Here is a 17,903-nt window from a genome sequence, read left to right on the forward strand (position 1 = left end):
ATCCCTTATGCCAACTGAGATTGCAGATAGTTTTGGATGCCGATTTTATCGATCAAGCCGATTTGCTGTTCCAACCAGTAAACATGGTCTTCTTCGGTATCAAACAGCAGTTTTTCCAGTACCGCACGGGATTGGTAGTCCTGTTCTTGTTCGCAGATTTTGATTGCGTGCTTAACGCTTTCAACCACTTCCAGCTCCAGCTTAAGGTCGTTTTCCATCATCGACTTAACATCGCTGCCGATGAGCAGGTCGCGGCGTTTAGTCATGTTAGGGACACCTTCAAGGAACAAGATACGCTTGATGAGCCAATCAGCGTGTGTGGTTTCTTCTTCCATTTCGTGGTTAAGACGCTCATAAAGTTTGTTCAGCCCCCAGTCGTCATACATGCGGGAGTGAATAAAGTACTGATCAATTGCTGCCAGCTCATTGGCCAGTAGTGCGTTAAATGCATCAATTACCTGTTGCTTGCCTTGCATAAGTGTCACCTCAATTCTTTCTAAATTGACGCCAGTGTACGTATTTAATTTTATGTGTCAATAAAAAATCCATATAAATCAACATATTAACAAGTGATTATTATTCTCATTTCAGTTCAGTTTTTGGACTTTAAATAGCAATCAGATGCAATAGGGGAGCTGCGGTTCTGATCTTACGTTCAAGTGAGGCCAAGATATGATATTGAATCCGGTCATCACTATAAATTGAGCGCTAATAAACGCATAATGGCTGTGACATCAGCTGAACACTGTGTATTGGGTTCCGAATATGGCCAGTATCCGGGCCTGTTTGGTTTATACTGGGTTCGGGTCACACACAAGAGTAAAGTATGTTTTCCTCAGAAGTTTGCGAAAAGGCACGAAAAAGCAGAGATGCGCGGTTTGATGGGTTATTTTATGTGGCGGTGAAAAGCACAGGTATTTACTGTCGTCCAATTTGCCCTGCACCGGCGGCAAAAGAACACAACGTAGTTTATTATCAGCACGGGCATACAGCCGCTCAGGCTGGTTTCAGGCCCTGTATTCGTTGTCGGCCAGATAGCGCACCGGGCAGCTATGCCTGGATGGGCACGCAAACCACGGCGGTTCGGGCAAAGCGCATGATAGACAATGGCTTCCTAAGCGGTGCAAGTGTTGAGCAGCTGGCCGACAAACTGGGGATCACGGCACGTTATCTGGGAAAACTATTTCAGCAGTATTACGGCATAGCGCCTAAACAATATGCTTTGTTTAAACAGTGCGATCTGGCCAAGCAATTGTTGCAGCAAACGGCCTTGCCGGTAACTGAGGTTGCCTATGCCTGTGGGTTTAACTCCCAGCGCCGTTTTAACGACGCATTCAGCCGACTATATCAGATAACGCCATCCAGTTTACGGCGCGGGGCTGAGGCCAATCGCCAGATTGAGTTGATGATGGCGTTTCGCCCGCCCTACAACTGGCAACTGCTTAGGGAATTTCTAGCACACCGCCTGGTCAGGGGACTGGAATGGTTAGACAACAGCAGTTACGGTCGTAATTTTACGCTGGGTGCGTATCATGGGCGCTTTAGCGCGTACTTTGAGGGCGAGCAGAACCGCTTCAGAGTATTGATTGAAATGAATGATCTAAAAGGCTTGCCTCAGGTGGTGAGTAATATTCGCCGCATTTTAGACCTGGATGCCGACGCTGTGTTTATCAATGCGCATCTACAGCAGCATTGCGATGGGATAGTGCTGCAAGAAGGGCTCAGGTTACCTGGGATCTGGACACCGTTTGAGGCCGGCATACGTGCCATACTGGGGCAGCAAATCAGCGTGGTGGCGGCTAAGAACCTGATGATCCAGCTGGTTGAAGCACTGGGTGAGCCACTGCAAGATGGCACCTATCAGTTTCCCGCTCCCGCAGCGATAGCGGCATCTGAGCTGGCTTTTTTTAAAATGCCTGAGCGTCGTAAACAGGCTATTATCGCACTGGCACAACATTATGTGGATGCGCCGGATTGCGCCCCAGAATCCTGGCTGGCAATCAAAGGCATAGGCCCATGGACTGTCGATTACGCAAAAATGCGCGGCCTGAGTGCACCGGATATTTATCTGGGGGGGGATTTGGGCGTGCAAAAAGCGATTGATAAGGTAGGACAGATAGACGAACCAGGCTGCGCCCCATTCAGAAGCTATCTGACCTTTCACTTATGGCAACAACTGGCACAGACAAACACCCACGCAAAGGAGTAAATTATGAAAATTCAAACTGTTTTGGCAAGTCCAGTTGGCGATATAACCATACAGGCAAGCGATAAAGGGCTAAGTTATGTGGGTTTTGCGCCGAAATCTCAGTACCCAGAGGGGAGCAATTCACACCTGCAAAGTGCCTGCGCGCAATTGACGGAGTACTTTGACGGACAACGGACGAGTTTTGATGTGGCACTGGACACGCAGGGGACACCTTTTCAGCAAGCGGTGTGGCAGTTATTGTGTCAAATTCCGTTTGGTGAGACGAACACCTACGGTTGGATGGCTAATATGCTCAATAATCCTAAGGCCGTAAGGGCGGTTGGCTCTGCCAATGGTCGAAATCCAATCAGCATTATCGTTCCTTGTCATCGTATTATTGGTGCAAACGGCAAGCTGACGGGCTACGCTGGTGGGTTGGCAAGAAAGTCCTGGCTGTTAGCCCATGAAGGGATAAAAATTACCCACTAATATCGGCCCGCCATAGCCAAGCCTTCGGGTGAGTTATATAATAAGATAAAGCCCGACTAAAAGTCTGTTTTAATGCGATTTACTCTTATCTCTTTGATGTTTTTGCTGGCCTGCTGCCAGGTGGCCGCAAAAGTGTCTGTCAGACTGTGTTACGAAGACAAACATATCCCCCCTTTTTTCCTGGGTAACGGACTGGATGTGCCACAGGAAAATCCCGGGGCAACCATCGAAATTTTAAGGCAGCTCGAAACTCAGGTCGACGACGTACAGTTTCAGTTTGTACGTAAACCCTGGCAGCGCTGCCTGCATGAAATTAAACGCAATCGGGTGGATGCGGTTATCGCCAGCTATCGGCCGTCGCGCCAGGATTTTCTTGCTTACCCGCTGAATGAGGATGGTTCACCCGATTCACTGAGCTCTATTAGTCGACTGGGTACGTGCCTGGTGGGGATGAGCCCGTTACAAAACGCCATTGCCGAGCAGGTTTACCCTATCAATTTGGCAGTGCCAAGAGGATATTCGGTGGCCGAATCGGTAGGCAGCGACAAATACACTATCCTGAATACCGACTCTCAGAGCGATGCCTTTGAGCTGGTCCTTAAGGGCAAAGTCCACGGCACCTTTGGGCTATGCCAGGTAGATGGTAAAGCGGTTGCTGCGTTTCCCTATCGCAGGCAGCTTAAAGCGGTATATCCGCCGCTCGACATCAGCTTCGGTTATCTGACATTTTCTAAACAATTCAGAGCATTGCATGCTCCCACCGCGCAGGCCTTGTGGTCTTCTTTAAGTACCACTGAGCTGCACCATATTTATATTGCTTACATTAACCGGCAAAGCTATCCGGGAGATGCTCAGGACAGTAGCAGACTTCCCGCGCAGGCACCCTGGCAGGTATTTGACTAGGCTGGCTTATTCGACTTAGTTTGGGTAGACTATCGCGAATTTTTTTAGCGGCTGATCAGCACATGGCGCAATTATATTTTTATTATTCAGCAATGAATGCGGGTAAATCTACCACTTTGTTGCAATCTGCATTTAATTATCGCGAACGGGGCATGAACCCGTTTATTCTCACCGCTGCGTTGGATGATCGTGCCGGGGTTGGCAAAGTAGCATCGCGGATCGGGCTTGAAGCCGATGCGCATACGTATGAGAGCACAACAGACTTGTTAAGTCTGATTAATCAGTGCCATGACAAGCAATCTCTGGATTGTATTCTGGTCGATGAGAGCCAGTTTCTGAGCAAGCAGCAGGTTTCGCAGTTAACCGATGTGGTCGATTTGTTGGGGATCCCGGTGCTGTGTTACGGGCTCAGAACCGATTTTCGCGGCGAGCTGTTCGAAGGCGCACAGTATTTGCTTGCCTGGGCAGACAAGCTGATTGAGCTGAAAACGGTTTGTCACTGTGGTCGCAAGGCCAACCATGTATTAAGGCTGGACGTGACAGGGCGTGCGATTGCAGACGGTGCGCAGGTCGAAATTGGGGGTAACGACCGCTATGTTTCGGTATGCAGAAAACACTATAAAGCAGAGCTCAATAAACTCTGAACTCTGCCTGTGAGCTAAAAGCGCCAGGCGATAAAACGGCTGGTCTTTTGGCCTTGTTGCATATCAATCACTTTGATATCACGCGGTTTGATCTTTTGCAGGGCTTGTTGCAACGCGGGCAGGTTATCTTTTTTAGAGACCAGCGAGGTAAACCAGCCAACCTGCTCTGCAAAGTCCTGGCTTTCGTCAATCATAGATTTAATGAAGGCCAGCTCACCACCCGGGCACCAGAGTTCCGGGGCATGACCACCAAAATTCAACTTCTCGGGTCGTTGTGATTTACCCAGGTTGCGCCACTTTCGTGCTGTGCCGGCTTGTGCAGCCTCTTCACTTTCGTGGAACGGCGGATTACACATAGTCAGGTGATAACTGTCTTTTGCCCCTATGATGCCATTGAAAATGGCGTGCTGATCCTTTTGTTGCCTGATTTTGATCCCCAGTCCGTTGGCTTTTGCCAGTGTTTGCGCCACGGACACAGCCATGGGATTAATATCTGAACCGGTAAACTGCCAGCCATATTCAGCCTGACCTATCAGCGGGTAGATCAGGTTGGCGCCGGTTCCAATGTCGAGACAGCGGATCTGCTTGCCGGTGGGGATTTCGCCCTGATTGTCCTCGGCAAGTAAGTCCGCCAGGGCGTGAATATAGTCGGCGCGCCCGGGAACTGGCGGGCACAAAAAGGGCTCAGGCAGTTGCCAGAACTGCACGCCATAGTCGCTGGCAAGAAGTGCCTGGTTCAGTGCCACCACTGCATTTCGATCGCTAAAGTCTATGGTGTCATGGCCATGAGGGTTTTTATGTAAGTGCTGCTTTAAGGCCGGGTTTGCCTGACAAAGTTGGGCAAAGTCATAGCCCTGTAGGTGTTTGTTTCTGGGATGCATCGGATGACTATTTACTTACTTCATTGATACGCCATTATATCTAAATTATTCGCTTTGCGCTGTGCCTTTATCATTATTGACGGGGTGGACAAGCTTGCGATGGCTATGACTGGCTGGTACGATGAGTTTAAAAAATGACTCTAAACTTTGACATGATCAAGCAAAATTCTCTCTATGTGCCGGTTGGTGAAGGCCACCAGCTTCACCTGCGCCATATTTACCATGAGCAACAATCAGGTCCGGCTGTGCTGTTCATACATGGGGCTGTTGAAAACGGCAAGATATTTTATACCCAGAGCAATAAAGGGTTAGCGCCTTTTTTGGCCAGTCAGGGCTATCAATGTTTTGTGGCCGATTTACGTGGCAGAGGGGACAGCAAACCAGCCATCAGTAAAGGAGATACACATGGACAAACGGAGTCGATTGTTGAGGACATTCCCGCTATTTTGCAGTTTATAACGGCCAAAACGGGTAATCGTCCTCAGTTTTGGGTTGCGCATTCATGGGGCGGGGTGCTGCTAAACAGTGTCTTTGCCAGGTTTCCCAACGAAATAGAGCATGTCAGTGCTTGTGTTTACTTTGGTACTAAAAGAAGCCTTTATAATCGACACCCAGAAAAGCTGCTCAAGGCTAATGTGATCTGGTATACGCTGGCATTCTGGCAGGTGAGGAAGCATGGCTACCTGCCTGCTCGTCAGCTTAAATGGGGCTCTGATAATGAAACGCGTAAATCTCATGCCCAGAGTGTGCAGTGGGCGAAACGCCGACCCTGGGTAGACAGCGATGACGGCTTTGATTACGCAGCGGTATTAAAAGACAAGGCACTGCCTCCGATATTACACATTGCGGGCGTCAAAGACAAAGCACTGGCACAGCCGGTAGACATCAGGCAGTTTATGGCTGAGTCGGGCACCGGCATTCAGAAAATCGTTGTGTATGGCAGGCGCTATGGACATCAGGATGATTATGACCACATCAATATGTTAACCCACAGTGCGGCAAGGCACGACCAGTTTTCTGACTTACTGGCCTGGTTCGAGCGGTTCGGGCAGACCCCGTCAGTGTGAGTCGGGCGAAGCCAGCTCTTTGGTGATCTGCGCCTCAAATTTTTTCCAGTTTACCAGCGGGGCTGTGTTCAGTGGTTTACGCACCTGTGCTTTGCTCAGGGTAGATACCACTTTGTGGCTCTTATAAAACTCCATACACTCCGGCTCGTATTTTTGGTACATAAAGTTGAGTGCCTTGCGGATCTCCCGCTCGGGTTCCTCAAGGAGCTTTTCGTAGCTCATTGTATGGATATTACGTGGCAGCATGGCTTTAAAGTGTGCCATTACATCGTCTGTCATGTCGCTGTAGAGCTGGTATTCCTGCAAAGAGCAGAAGTAGGGCTCATCTTCAGCAAAATGATTGCTATACACTGACCAGGCATTTGGCATAAAGTCCCGGGTCATATGGATAAAACGGGCATCCGGGAACATTTTGTAGATCAGGCCAATATTCTGGAAATTGGCAGGCAATTTGTTGATCACGGCTTCTTCTGCAACTCGATGGCGTTTTATTTCATCGACGTATAAGTTACGGCAATGGTCGAGCATCGAGGTACTCAGTGTTTTGGTGCAATCCGGAAAGGGCGCTTCGTTGCGCATGCTCAGGTAAGGCACAATATCGTCACTAATGACCGTACTTTCGCCCATAGAGCCTACCTGAGAGTGCTGGATCAGCATTTGTTCCAGCAAGGTCGAACCTGTGCGGGGCAGGCCAACGATAAACACGGGTGTAAAGGTGGCTTTGACCTTGTCTGCGGGCTTGGCAAAGTACGCTTCGTTAAAGCTAGTTTTTAAATAGTCGAAGAAAGGTTGCATGGCTGAGGTGTGGAAATCACAAAGCGCATGCTGAGCAGAATTTGCCTGCTGATAATGACTAAAAGCGGCGTCTATATTTGCCAGCTTTTCGTGGGCGTTCGCTTTGGCATAATGAGTAACAATGTGCAGCCTGGGATTTTCCAGGTCGGCATCAAGTGTATCAAGTAACGCCAGATACTCATTAAGTTTGTCGCCTTCGGTGAGCTTGATCAATTCATGGATCATAAACACAGTGATACCAGAATGGGGGCAGGCAAGGCCAGCTTCAAAGACATTGCGCGCGTTATCAATAAAGCCGTAGTCGAGGTAAAACTGACCTAAATGATAATGGGCCTGGGCATTATGCCTGGCAACGCTGAGGGTGTATTCAAGTACGGTTTTGGCATCAACGGGAGAGCCAACGGCGACAAACGCATCGGCCAGCGCATAGAGGGGATCGAGCATTTTAGGAAGATGCTCACAGGCGCGTTTGAGATAATAAATGGCGTTGTCATACTGTTCAAGGCGCATACAGATCCTGCCAAGGCCAAACAGGGCTTTGCCGTTTTTTGGGTTCTGTTTAAGGACTTGCTTGAACATAAACTCGGCTTCGCGTAGCCGGTTTTCTTCGAGTAACTCTGAGGCTCTTTCTAGCAGTAACATGTGGTTATAAATAGTTTTTTATACATGATAGAAATAAAAAGGGGAAATAGCTATAGCTACTTCCCCCTTTGTTTCTGGGTTACAGTAAGTCGTTAAAAGGTGTACGTTGCTTTTACATAGTAGAAGCCACCGTTAATGCCAAATGGAGACGTTTCGTAGTAGATACCGCCCCAGGTGTTTGACGGTGTAAGCTCTGTGTTGCCATCTTCAAGGAAGTCGACCACTTTCTCAGCATCCTGGTCGAAGATGTTGTTAGCACCGACCGTCAGGCTGATATTTTCAGTTGCAAAGTAAGTCAACTCGGCATCGAATGTAAACGTTGGGTCAGCCATGATAGCGGTAGCATCATAGTCGACGTGTACACCCTGATATTCGCCATAGTAGTTGTAGCGCAGGAAGCCTGAGAACTCTTCCCATTGTTGCGTCCAGGTATAGGTTGCTCGGTGTTGTGGCAAGTCTTTCTCAAGACGGGCTACCTTGAAATCACCTGTGATGACAGAGAACTCGTCAACTTCAGTTTCATTCCAGTTATAAGCAGCACTGAAAGTTGCAAAGCCGCCTAGCAGGTCCATAGAGTAGTTAGCTACAACGTCAACCCCCTGAGTTGTGGTATCAAAGTCATTGGTAAAGAACGACACCTGCGCGATGCTGTCAACGTTAGGTACGCCATCCGCTTTCAAAGCTTCTTTTTGTGCCTGGGTCAAATCAATCTTATTCGATTGACTCAGACGATCTTCTACTTGAATGTTGTAGTAGTCAATCGTCAGGAACCAGTCACCTGATTGATAAACACCACCGAACGTGTAACTTTGCGACTCTTCAGGCTGAAGCTCGGTACCGCCCAGGATCTGGGAAACTGGGTTAGTAGGTGGCAGCAGCGCCGAGTCAACCAATACACCACTACTCAGGTTGGTTTGCACGTTACTCACGTTTGCCTGGCCGACTGTTGGAGCACGGAAGCCCGAGCTAACAGAGCCACGTAACGCGATGTCTTCAGTAACATGATATTGCCAGGTTACTTTGTAATTGGTGGTTGAGCCAAATGAGTCGTAATCTTCGAAGCGCAGTGCCCAACCCATTAAAAACTCTTCGGTGAATGGCGTTTCAATGTCTACATAAGCGGCGTAGTTACGACGCGAGAATTCCCCACCAGCTGAAGGCTGGAAGCCAGGGAAACCATTTGAACCGATACCAAACCCTTGTGTCGTTAATGGCCCCGCGATGAATGAGGCTTCATCACCCGGGATCACTTCAAAGGTTTCTTCGTGCCATTCAAAACCAACCGCGACGTTAACATCGTAGGCCAGATCAAAGTCATACCCTTTGGAGAAGTCGGCGTTAAAGTTCTTCTCAAGCTGAATGTACTTACCTGGGCTAAACTCCATTGGCGTGTCCGGACCCAACGACGCGTTGACCGTGTTAGTTATAAAGTAGCGGGATTCATTGCGGCCAACCGAGCCACTGAAATCGTAGTATGCGCCTTTGAGGAAGCCATCAGTGAATTCCCCTTTGGTACCAATGGTCAAAGAAGTATCAGTAATGTTGCCGCCAAAGAACGGCGTAAAGCCTGCTGGCAGGATGTTGTTAAATGCAAAACAGTTGGCTGCTGCAAGTGAATCTAATGCGGCTTGATCTGGCAGACCATTGGCCTGGATTTCAACCACTGGGCAGTTCAGCTGTTGGTCATAGCCATCCAATGAACCGACTAGTACCGTTGGGTTTGCTGCATCCCAGGCTGCTTGTTGCGCTTCGTCTGTCAGGTGACGTCGTGCAGGGGCACCGTCGACATTACGGACCACACCGCCGTATACACCCGGACGCGTTGTTGGATTACGATAATAGAACCCGCCCTTCACATCGCGCTCAGAGTAGTTACCAAACATGTAAAACTGAGAATCGTTGGTCAGTTCAAGACCAACATTACCAAATAATGTGATGTCGTCTTTGATTTCTGGTGCACCCCAGACCTGAGCCGGGTCTCTAACACCTTGTAAACCCGCATCTATAAATGCTTGCGCATCAGGGCGTTGAACACTGCGGCTGGTTGGATCGGCTTCTTTGTATTGGAAGCTTAGGTTAGCAAAACCCTGGTCTGTAAAGGGCAGACCTATGTTACCTTCGATGGTTGTTGTGTCGCCGTCGCCTTCATAATATTGGCCTTGCTTGACGGAAACGCTGCCGCCTTCTGAGGCATCCTTAAGTACAAAGTTCAGTACCCCGGCAATGGCGTCTGAACCATATTGTGCCGCAGCACCATCACGCAGTACTTCCACTTGTTTGAGCGCAATGCTGGGGATTACGGAAATATCCGGACCCTGAGCACCATCATTGATACCACCACCCAGGAAGGCAATAACGGAAGAGCGGTGACGGCGTTTACCGTTGAGTAAGATTAAAGTAGAGTCTGCAGGCAGGCCTCGCAGGTTTGCTGGACGTACCAGGCTGGCTGCGTCACTGATAGGGTTGGCGTGAACGTTGAGAGAGGGAACAGACCCTTTCAACAATTCTAGCATGTCGTCGCCACCCGCTTTGCTTATCTCGTCTCCACCGATAATATCAATAGGAACGGGAGAGTCACCAACCGAGCGTGGTGCTGCGCGTGAGCCCACCACAGCGATTTTTTCTATTTTTTTGTTTTCGGCACCAGCATCGGCCTCTTCTGCCTGTACGCTGGTTACCGCCAACCCCATTGTTGCTGTTGACGCTAACGCAAATTTAATCGCACGACTTAGCGCGTTTGTCTGTAGTTTCATCCTGTTTCCCCAGTTATTATATGTTGTCATTTCTTACAATATACACAAGTTGCACATCTTGTATTAACTTAATGTGTACTAGTTATTAAAGATAATTGCAAATATGTTCACTGCACCTTTAAAGGTAGCAGTGAATTTTACTAGGTCAAATTTTTCAATAACTTTTTGTTTGCGGTACAAAAAATAGTCTTTTTTGGGGTTTATTGAGGTACATGCTAGCATGAAATATGTTCACTAAAATGTCATTATTGCGCAGTCCAGCGGGTTTTTTTGTTGAAATGTTTAAAATGTGAACTGTTGTATTCTTCATCTAATTCGCTCACTTGTTATCGCCAAGCGGGTATTCGACTAATTGGTGAGGGACTGTTGGTCAGACTTATGTAGGCTAACGTCTCGTTTTTATTTCTGCTAGTATTGGCAATACTAAGATTTCCCAAGTATGTTAATGCGATTAATTAAAGTAGTGCACAAAGCGCCCATTCGAGTTGCAAGGATCAGCAAGAAGCGTCAGCAAATCAGGCTTCGACGTGCTTTGGTTGGATTGAAAATAGCGTTGGCTCAGGAAAAGCAAGAAACCCGTGAGATGCTGGATATTTATAAGCGATACCCTCAGGGTGGTGTGTCTAAGCAAGAGCTGGCGGCGGCAAATCAGCAGTTTTTTGATATTTTAAAAGGGCTGGGTCTCGGGGTGTTTGCTTTATTGCCTTTTGCGCCCATTACCATTCCGCTCATTGTTAAGCTGGGTCAGTGGTTAGGAGTCGACGTATTACCTAGTTCGTTCTCGATTGGAAAAAAGCCAAAAAGTAAAGATAAATCAACCGACTAAAGCGAAACTTAGGGCTTATTCCCGTTTATTAGTCCGCTTTGTTCATCCAGTGAGTGAAATATTCTTCCCACCTTGGTATTCTCTTGTCAGGTTTATGTAATTCAAGAGGCACGTATGAGTCATTTACTTGTTCACTCATCACAAGGAATACCGGTACATTTTATAAAGGAAAGCCAGCTAAGCGAATGGTTAGAGGAAAATGCGCCACAAGCTAAAAACATCACGCTGGCTACCAGGCATAAAGCACAAAAAACCCTGTTGATCCCAGATATCCAGAGCGGCGAACTCAGCGCCGTGCTATGTCTGGCTGAGTCGCTGGACGATATGTGGCTGGCAGGTGATCTGCCCGCCCAGCTGCCACAAGGCATTTATTCTTTTCAAGGTGATGAAGCGTTTGTAGAACAGGCGGCGCTTGGTTACTTACTTGGTGCCTATACTTTTGATGCTTACAAGAAGGTATCTGCGCCCAGTGCAAAACTGGCGATAGAGTCCGAAGCTATGTTGAAAAAGCTGCAGGACCAGGCGGATGCCATTTACCTGGTCAGAGATTTAGTCAACACGCCTGCCGCCGATATGATGCCGCAACATATGGCAGAGATCTGCACTGAAATGGCAGCCAAATTTGGGGCACATTTTACACAAATCGTCGGTGACGAATTGCTGGAGCATAACTATCCAACCATCCACATGGTGGGCAGAGCCAGTGAAAACAAGCCACGCCTGCTGGATATCAGCTGGGGAGATGAAAATGCACCTAAGCTGACTTTGGTTGGTAAAGGCGTGTGTTTCGACTCAGGTGGCTTGGATCTTAAACCGGCTTCCGGCATGCGTAACATGAAAAAAGACATGGGCGGGGCCGCGCATGTGCTGGGTCTGGCACAAATGATCATGGCCGCTCAGTTACCTGTACGCTTGCGTGTCCTGATCCCTGCGGTAGAGAATGCGGTTTCGCGTAACGCTTTTCGTCCAGGCGATGTGATCCAAACGCGTAAAGGCTTAACGGTTGAAATCGACAACACCGACGCTGAGGGTCGACTGGTATTGTGTGATGCGCTGGCAGAGGCACAATCAGAGCAGCCTGATCTGCTGATTGACTTCGCCACATTGACCGGTGCGTGTCGTATCGCGCTGGGTACAGAATTACCAGGCTTCTACAGTACCGATCAGGAAGTCGCCAATGCGATGATTGCTCAAGGTAATGCGCTTCAGGATCCCATCTGGCAATTGCCTTTGTTCGATCAATACAAGGCATTGTTTAAGAGCGATGTAGCCGATATGGCAAACTGTGGGTCAACCCCGTTTGGTGGTTCAATCACCGCCGCATTGTATCTGAAGGAGTTTGTTGAGCCTGAGCAGACGCCCTGGGTGCACTTTGATGTGATGGCGTGGAACATACGTGCCTTACCCGGCAGACCGATTGGTGGCGAAGGACTTGGCTTAAGAGCCACCTTTGCTTACCTTGAACAGCGCTATGCGTCATAAGCTGTTAAATAGATAAAAGGGCCGTGATGGCCCTTTTTTAATGTCTCTAAACGGGGAAAAGCGTACAGGCTGGCTTGCTAAATTTTTAAAAAGTTTTAGAGTGTCGCAGGATAGAGCCTTATTCTGAGTACTGTTTTGTCTGTATTTACACCGCAACAAGCTGAACTGGCACCGCTTGAGCCAGAGTCTTCCGCACTACCTCATTTATCTAAGCAATTCTGGAGCTTACAAATTGCCGGTTGGCTTGGTTATGCGGCTGTGGTGTTTCTGGCAATCATTCAGCCTCAGTTTGATTCGCCCGGTTTTAATCTCACCGGACAGATAGTCAATCTGGGCGTCGAAAGTCTCAGTGGCTTTGCATTATCTCTTATACAGTGGTTGTTTATCCGCAGGATCATTCATCAGCCATTGCAGCGCACACTCTTTATTAGCTTTCTTTCTGCGGCTTTACTGGGCCTGATTTATAACATTATCAAGCTCGCCAGCTACAAGGTCATAGTACATGACCAGCGCTGGGACCAGGCCTGGAATATGCTGGAGTTTGGCGGCTGGTTGTTGTTTTCACTGACCACCATGTTTGTCTGGACGTCGATATTTTTTATCATGCTTTACAACAGTCGATTGCAAAAAGAGCACGAGCGTTTACTCAGAGCCCAAACACAGGCAAAAGACGCGCAGTTACAAATGCTGCGCTATCAGCTTAACCCGCATTTCATGTTTAACACCATGAATGCCATTTCAACTTTGATCCTCAAAGAAGACAATGACGCGGCGTCAGAAATGCTCGACAAGCTCTGTGACTTTTTTCGCCACTCGCTCGAGGCCACCGAAGGTAGCAGGATCTCTTTGCAAGAAGAAGTGCGGCTGATTGAGTTGTATCTGGCTATCGAAAAAGTGCGCTTTGGTGCGCGCCTGTCGGTGCGCTATGCACTCGACCCCGATGCATTGAAGGCATTGGTACCGAATATGTTGTGTCAGCCTGTGGTTGAAAATGCCATCAAGTATGCCATTGAGCCCAGTAAACAGGGCGGAGAAATAAGCATCTCGGCAAAGCGGCGAGCACAGCAACTTGTTATCGAAATTTCAGACAGCGGGACTGGCGATAATAGCATGGCAGTAAAAGGGTTTGGCATCGGGCTGAACAATGCCAAATCCAGGCTCGACGTTATGTACAGCGGGAATTTCACCATATCTTTGAATAAAAACGCAGCCGGGGGAAACACGGTTACCTTAGTGCTGCCGTACGAGGTTGACTAATTATGACAAAGCCACTGACAGCCATCATTGTTGATGATGAGCCTCTCGCGCTGGAGGGATTGAGTCTGAGACTGGCCAAGATCCCACAAGTCGAGGTCATTGGTCAGGCCGAAAACGGCGATGACGCGATCCGCTTATGTCATGAGTTGTGTCCCGACGTGTTATTTCTGGATCTGCAACTGCCCGGGCTTAATGGCATTGAAGTGGTGCAGGCTATACAGGCGGATGTACTGCCTATGGTGGTATTTGTCAGTGCCTACAGCGATTATGCATTAGACGCCTTTGAGCTCAATGCGATTGATTATGTCCTGAAACCCGCAAACCTCGGCCGGTTACAAAAAACGGTGACCCGGATCCTGGAGCGCCGCCAGCCTCGTCAGGCCGAGCAGGAAAAATACCGATTACTTCAGGCACTCACGCAAACCTCCGGCCTCGCGGTAACTGAGCTAGAATCCTGGCTGGAAACAGACCGCCCATTGCCTGATAAGCAGGACAGAGAGTTGATCATTAAAAACAGTGATAATGAGCAGGTCTTTGTTCCTATGGGCACAATCCGCTGGATTGATGCCGCCGGCGATTACATGTGCGTGCACACTGAGTCAGAAACCCATGTCCTGCGCATTACCATGAAAAAACTACAGACGTTGCTGGATGACAGCCTGTTTGCCCGGATCCACAAGTCGACCATAGTTAACTTAAGTTATGTCACTGCGATTAAACCTATGCGAAATAACGAGAGCCTGGTGACGCTTAAAGGACAGGTGGAACTCAAAGTCAGTCGTAATTATAGTCAGGCATTACAGCAATTTGTTGCCAAAAAGAAAACATTGAGCTAGCTGGTTCGCGTTACTACAAACAAGAAATATCAGTCAGCAGCCACAAGTATTACCTCTTCTGGTGCAACGACTACAAGTTTTGGTGCAATATGTATTTACCCGATACCCTCCAAAAGCCAAGGAAAACAAAAGGCTAACCTTTCATCCTATTTTTGTATCGTCTTGTCGTGCACTATTGTGGCCCACGTTCTTGCGTCGCAGCAGTTGCCCGTGATGGCGCGTTTCCATTGTAACATTTCAGTTAATTTTACAGGATAGTCTCAGGCGCAGTCCGAACCGGTCATCTGGTTCGCTGCTCATTCCCGGTAGTACGGACAGTGCGCTTTGCCAGCATTCCTATATGGCAGCGCGCACATAACAACAACAGCGGCCTTGTGCCAGACTGTGAAAAGAACACGTCTGTGCTGCGCAACAATCGGAACGATTAGTTGGAACACACATTATGATAAAAGTTGCAAAATCCCTCACCGCAGTGAGTGTCCTGCTTACATTGGCTGGTTTAACTGGCTGTGGCGGCGATGCTAAAACGCGCACCGATCTGAGCAAAACAGATCCCGCGGCGCCGGTCAGTGACTGGCAGCTTGTCTGGCAGGACGAGTTTGATGAGTCACAAATTAATCCCCAAAACTGGACGCACGAAGTGAACTGCCAGGGTGGTGGCAATGAAGAGCGTCAATGCTATACCGATGATGCAGTCAATTCGTATGTCAGCGATGGCACACTGAAAATAGTTGCGCTTCGCGCTGCGGAAGATGCTGAAAAGCCCTATACATCTGCGCGCCTTATTACAAAGCACAAAGCGGATTTCAAATATGGTCGATTTGAAATGCGGGCGAAACTGCCAAGTGGGCAGGGCAGCTGGCCGGCATTTTGGATGCTGCCAACGGACGAAGTCTATGGCGGCTGGCCCAAGTCTGGCGAGATTGACATCGTTGAGGCGGTGAACCTCAAAGCACAAGATGCGGATGGTATGCCTGAGGCCCATGTCTACGGGACCTTACATTATGGTAAGGATTGGCCTGACAACGTTCACTCTGGTAAATCGCATAGCTTACCGGGTGGTGTTAACCCGGCCGATGACTTTCATACCTACGCGGTGGAATGGCAAGAGGGAGAAATACGCTGGTACGTGGATGATTACCTGTACGCAACACAACGCCAGTCCGAACCTCTATACGACAGTGAAGGCAATGTCTTCAGCCTTAAACATCGGGGCTGGTTTGCCGAGTATCATGATCAGGGCAGCGGTGAGTTGGTAACGCACTGGGACAGCGCGCCGTTTGATCAAAATTTCTATCTGATCCTGAATCTTGCGGTAGGTGGAAACTGGCCGGAAGCCGTCAATGAGACGGGCGTAAATGCAGACGCTTTTGCTAATGGACAGACGTTTGAGGTGGATTATGTGCGGGTCTATCAGTGTCAGCAAAACCCGCAAACCGGCAAAGGCTGCGACACTATCCGCAGCGGGTGGGATTCTTTAGAGGATGCGCTGGTTGAAGGTAAAGCACCCAGCCCCCCGCCGCCTGCAACCTCAGGCGATAGCCTGCAAATCTTTGACGGTGAGCTCAATAAAGACTGGCCTGCGTGGGACTGTTGTGGTGGCAGCGTACCTGCGCTGGTGGAAGACGACGCAGCTGGCACTGTCATCGAGCTCAGCGTGGGCAGTGAGCCCACAGTCAATGGGTTTATCTCTCGTGATCCGATGGCGTCGGACGCGGGAGGCAGCCCCAGCCCGTTCGATGCCTCTTCGTTGATTGAATCCTCAGTTGTGCGTTTCGATTTGAAAGTGACTTCTGCGCCTGCAAATACAGACGCACCCTGGATGTTAAAAATAGAAAGCGCTAACGGAGAAAAAGCGGTTGAACTGACCTTGTCTGAAAGCTCAGAAGGGGCCATCCCTGAGGTTGGGCAATGGCAAACCTTTACGTTCCCGCTTCAGACATTGGCTGAGCAGGGGCTGGACATCAGCAGTATTGATGCATTGCTTATTTTCCCGGCGTGGGGCAGTGGTGAAGGCGCAATTTATCGTGTCGCAGATGTTGCGATTGTGACACCAGGCAAAACCACCGCATTGACAGTGTTTGAGGAGAGCGAAAACCCAGCCTGGCCAATGTGGGATTGCTGTGGTGGTTCTTTACCTTCGGTTGAGCTAGACGATAATGCCCATGGCAATGTGGCAGAGTTTAAAATCGGTGACGTGGCAACCGTGATGGGCTTTATTTCCAGACAAGAGTTTATTACGGCTGAAGGCGTCACAGCTGCGCCATTCGATGCGTCTTCTATCCTCTCTAACGGCGTGATTGAGTTTGACATGAAGGTGGTCAGTGCACCACAAGATGCCAGCGCAGCCTGGTTTTTTAAAGCGGAATCGGTGGGCGCGCAAAGTGCAGCCGAGCTAACTTTAGATACCAGTATCCAGCAAGCCGTACCTGAGGTTGGCAAGTGGCAAACATACACGTTTAAGCTAACCGAGTTGGTTGCAGCTGGTCTGGACATCAGTGCGATTGACGTCTTAATGGTTTTTCCCAGCTGGGGCCAGGGGGCTGGCGCAGTATATCGCATAGATAACATGAAAATTTACGACCCGAATCAGGCCGATGATTTTGCCGGGGAAGTGTTATTTGCCGATGATGTGGCAGCCAAATGGACGCTGTGGGACTGTTGTGGCGGCTCTGTGCCAACACTTGAAAACGATGATATGACTCAGGGCATCGTGGCTGAATTTAAAGTAGGCGGGGAGCATACGGTAATGGGCTTGTTTGCTGAAGATGGCCACTATCTGGATGCGTCTGCTTATCTTGAAAAAGGCGCAGTGCAGTTTGATCTTAAGGTGGTTACAGCGCCCAATGATAGCAGTGCACCCTGGAAGTTTAAGATAGAAGCGCTGGATGCCAGTTTTGCACTGGAGCTTAATCTGACCGACAGTCTGGAGGCGGTGGCACCTCAGGTTGGCCAGTGGCAGACCTATACTTTCCCACTTCAGACACTGCAAGATGGTGGGGTGAATATCAGCGGCATTGACATCATCATGATTTACCCAGCTTGGGGGCAGGGTGAAGGAGCTGTATATCGGCTCGATAATGTGATGGTAGCCGCGCAATAAAACCAAACCGATGGCGTGGCATTGCCACGCCCAGACA

14 protein-coding genes are annotated in these 17,903 nt (G+C 49.0%); 10 read left to right on the plus strand and 4 right to left on the minus strand.

Annotated features, from left to right (window positions below; translation table 11 throughout):
* Positions 1 to 5: 5 nt before the first annotated feature.
* Entirely contained in the window at positions 6 to 476 is a 471-nt protein-coding gene (gene bfr / locus L1285_RS00140; RefSeq protein ID WP_046003410.1) for a bacterioferritin, read from the minus strand.
* Positions 477 to 826: 350 nt separating this feature from the next.
* On the opposite strand from bfr, the gene L1285_RS00145 reads away from it, so the two are divergent.
* The 4 genes from L1285_RS00145 (at position 827) to L1285_RS00160 (ending at position 4,224) form a co-directional block, all read left to right on the plus strand.
* Positions 827 to 2,209 carry a DNA-3-methyladenine glycosylase 2 family protein gene (locus L1285_RS00145; RefSeq protein ID WP_235410471.1) on the plus strand — a complete coding sequence of 461 codons (1,383 nt, stop codon included), beginning with the start codon at positions 827 to 829 and terminating at the stop codon, positions 2,207 to 2,209.
* A gap of 3 nt (positions 2,210 to 2,212) precedes the next feature.
* Entirely contained in the window at positions 2,213 to 2,677 is a 465-nt protein-coding gene (locus L1285_RS00150; RefSeq protein WP_235410472.1) for a methylated-DNA--[protein]-cysteine S-methyltransferase, read from the plus strand.
* Positions 2,678 to 2,749: 72 nt separating this feature from the next.
* Positions 2,750 to 3,580: an amino acid ABC transporter substrate-binding protein gene (locus tag L1285_RS00155; protein WP_235410473.1), complete on the plus strand. Its 831-nt coding sequence runs from the start codon at positions 2,750 to 2,752 to the stop codon at positions 3,578 to 3,580.
* Positions 3,581 to 3,642: 62 nt separating this feature from the next.
* Positions 3,643 to 4,224 (plus strand): thymidine kinase, encoded by a 582-nt coding sequence (locus L1285_RS00160; RefSeq protein ID WP_125718342.1) that lies wholly within the window; start codon positions 3,643 to 3,645, stop codon positions 4,222 to 4,224.
* 14 nt (positions 4,225 to 4,238) lie between these two features.
* Here L1285_RS00160 and rlmF read toward each other — a convergent pair whose 3' ends face one another.
* Positions 4,239 to 5,105 (minus strand): 23S rRNA (adenine(1618)-N(6))-methyltransferase RlmF, encoded by an 867-nt coding sequence (rlmF, locus tag L1285_RS00165; protein WP_235410474.1) that lies wholly within the window; start codon positions 5,103 to 5,105, stop codon positions 4,239 to 4,241.
* 152 nt (positions 5,106 to 5,257) lie between these two features.
* Here rlmF and L1285_RS00170 point away from each other — a divergent pair, with 152 nt between their 5' ends.
* A complete protein-coding gene (locus tag L1285_RS00170; protein ID WP_235410879.1) occupies positions 5,258 to 6,172 on the plus strand; it encodes an alpha/beta fold hydrolase in 915 nt (304 codons plus the stop codon).
* Here the strand turns inward: L1285_RS00170 and L1285_RS00175 are convergent.
* Together L1285_RS00175 and L1285_RS00180 are read right to left on the minus strand one after the other, a co-directional pair.
* Positions 6,164 to 7,609 carry a tetratricopeptide repeat-containing sulfotransferase family protein gene (locus tag L1285_RS00175; RefSeq protein WP_235410475.1) on the minus strand — a complete coding sequence of 482 codons (1,446 nt, stop codon included), beginning with the start codon at positions 7,607 to 7,609 and terminating at the stop codon, positions 6,164 to 6,166. The genes L1285_RS00170 and L1285_RS00175 overlap by 9 nt on opposite strands.
* Positions 7,610 to 7,701: 92 nt before the next feature.
* Positions 7,702 to 10,362, minus strand: coding sequence for a TonB-dependent receptor plug domain-containing protein (locus tag L1285_RS00180; protein ID WP_235410476.1), 2,661 nt, complete (start codon positions 10,360 to 10,362; stop codon positions 7,702 to 7,704).
* A 445-nt stretch (positions 10,363 to 10,807) separates the two neighbouring features.
* Here L1285_RS00180 and L1285_RS00185 point away from each other — a divergent pair, with 445 nt between their 5' ends.
* From L1285_RS00185 to L1285_RS00205, 5 genes are all read left to right on the plus strand, one after another.
* Positions 10,808 to 11,188, plus strand: coding sequence for a hypothetical protein (locus L1285_RS00185; protein ID WP_235410477.1), 381 nt, complete (start codon positions 10,808 to 10,810; stop codon positions 11,186 to 11,188).
* A gap of 114 nt (positions 11,189 to 11,302) precedes the next feature.
* The gene (locus tag L1285_RS00190) at positions 11,303 to 12,670 is read left to right on the plus strand and encodes a leucyl aminopeptidase family protein (RefSeq protein ID WP_235410478.1); all 1,368 of its coding nucleotides are present in this window, start codon (positions 11,303 to 11,305) and stop codon (positions 12,668 to 12,670) included.
* A gap of 135 nt (positions 12,671 to 12,805) precedes the next feature.
* Positions 12,806 to 13,927, plus strand: coding sequence for a sensor histidine kinase (locus L1285_RS00195; protein ID WP_235410479.1), 1,122 nt, complete (start codon positions 12,806 to 12,808; stop codon positions 13,925 to 13,927).
* Between the two features lie 2 nt (positions 13,928 to 13,929).
* Entirely contained in the window at positions 13,930 to 14,763 is an 834-nt protein-coding gene (locus L1285_RS00200; RefSeq protein WP_235410480.1) for a LytR/AlgR family response regulator transcription factor, read from the plus strand.
* A 442-nt stretch (positions 14,764 to 15,205) separates the two neighbouring features.
* Positions 15,206 to 17,866 carry a glycoside hydrolase family 16 protein gene (locus tag L1285_RS00205; protein ID WP_235410481.1) on the plus strand — a complete coding sequence of 887 codons (2,661 nt, stop codon included), beginning with the start codon at positions 15,206 to 15,208 and terminating at the stop codon, positions 17,864 to 17,866.
* The last annotated feature ends 37 nt before the right edge of the window (positions 17,867 to 17,903 follow it).

This window comes from Pseudoalteromonas sp. DL2-H2.2, assembly GCF_021532535.1.
Classification (GTDB): domain Bacteria; phylum Pseudomonadota; class Gammaproteobacteria; order Enterobacterales; family Alteromonadaceae; genus Pseudoalteromonas; species Pseudoalteromonas rubra_A.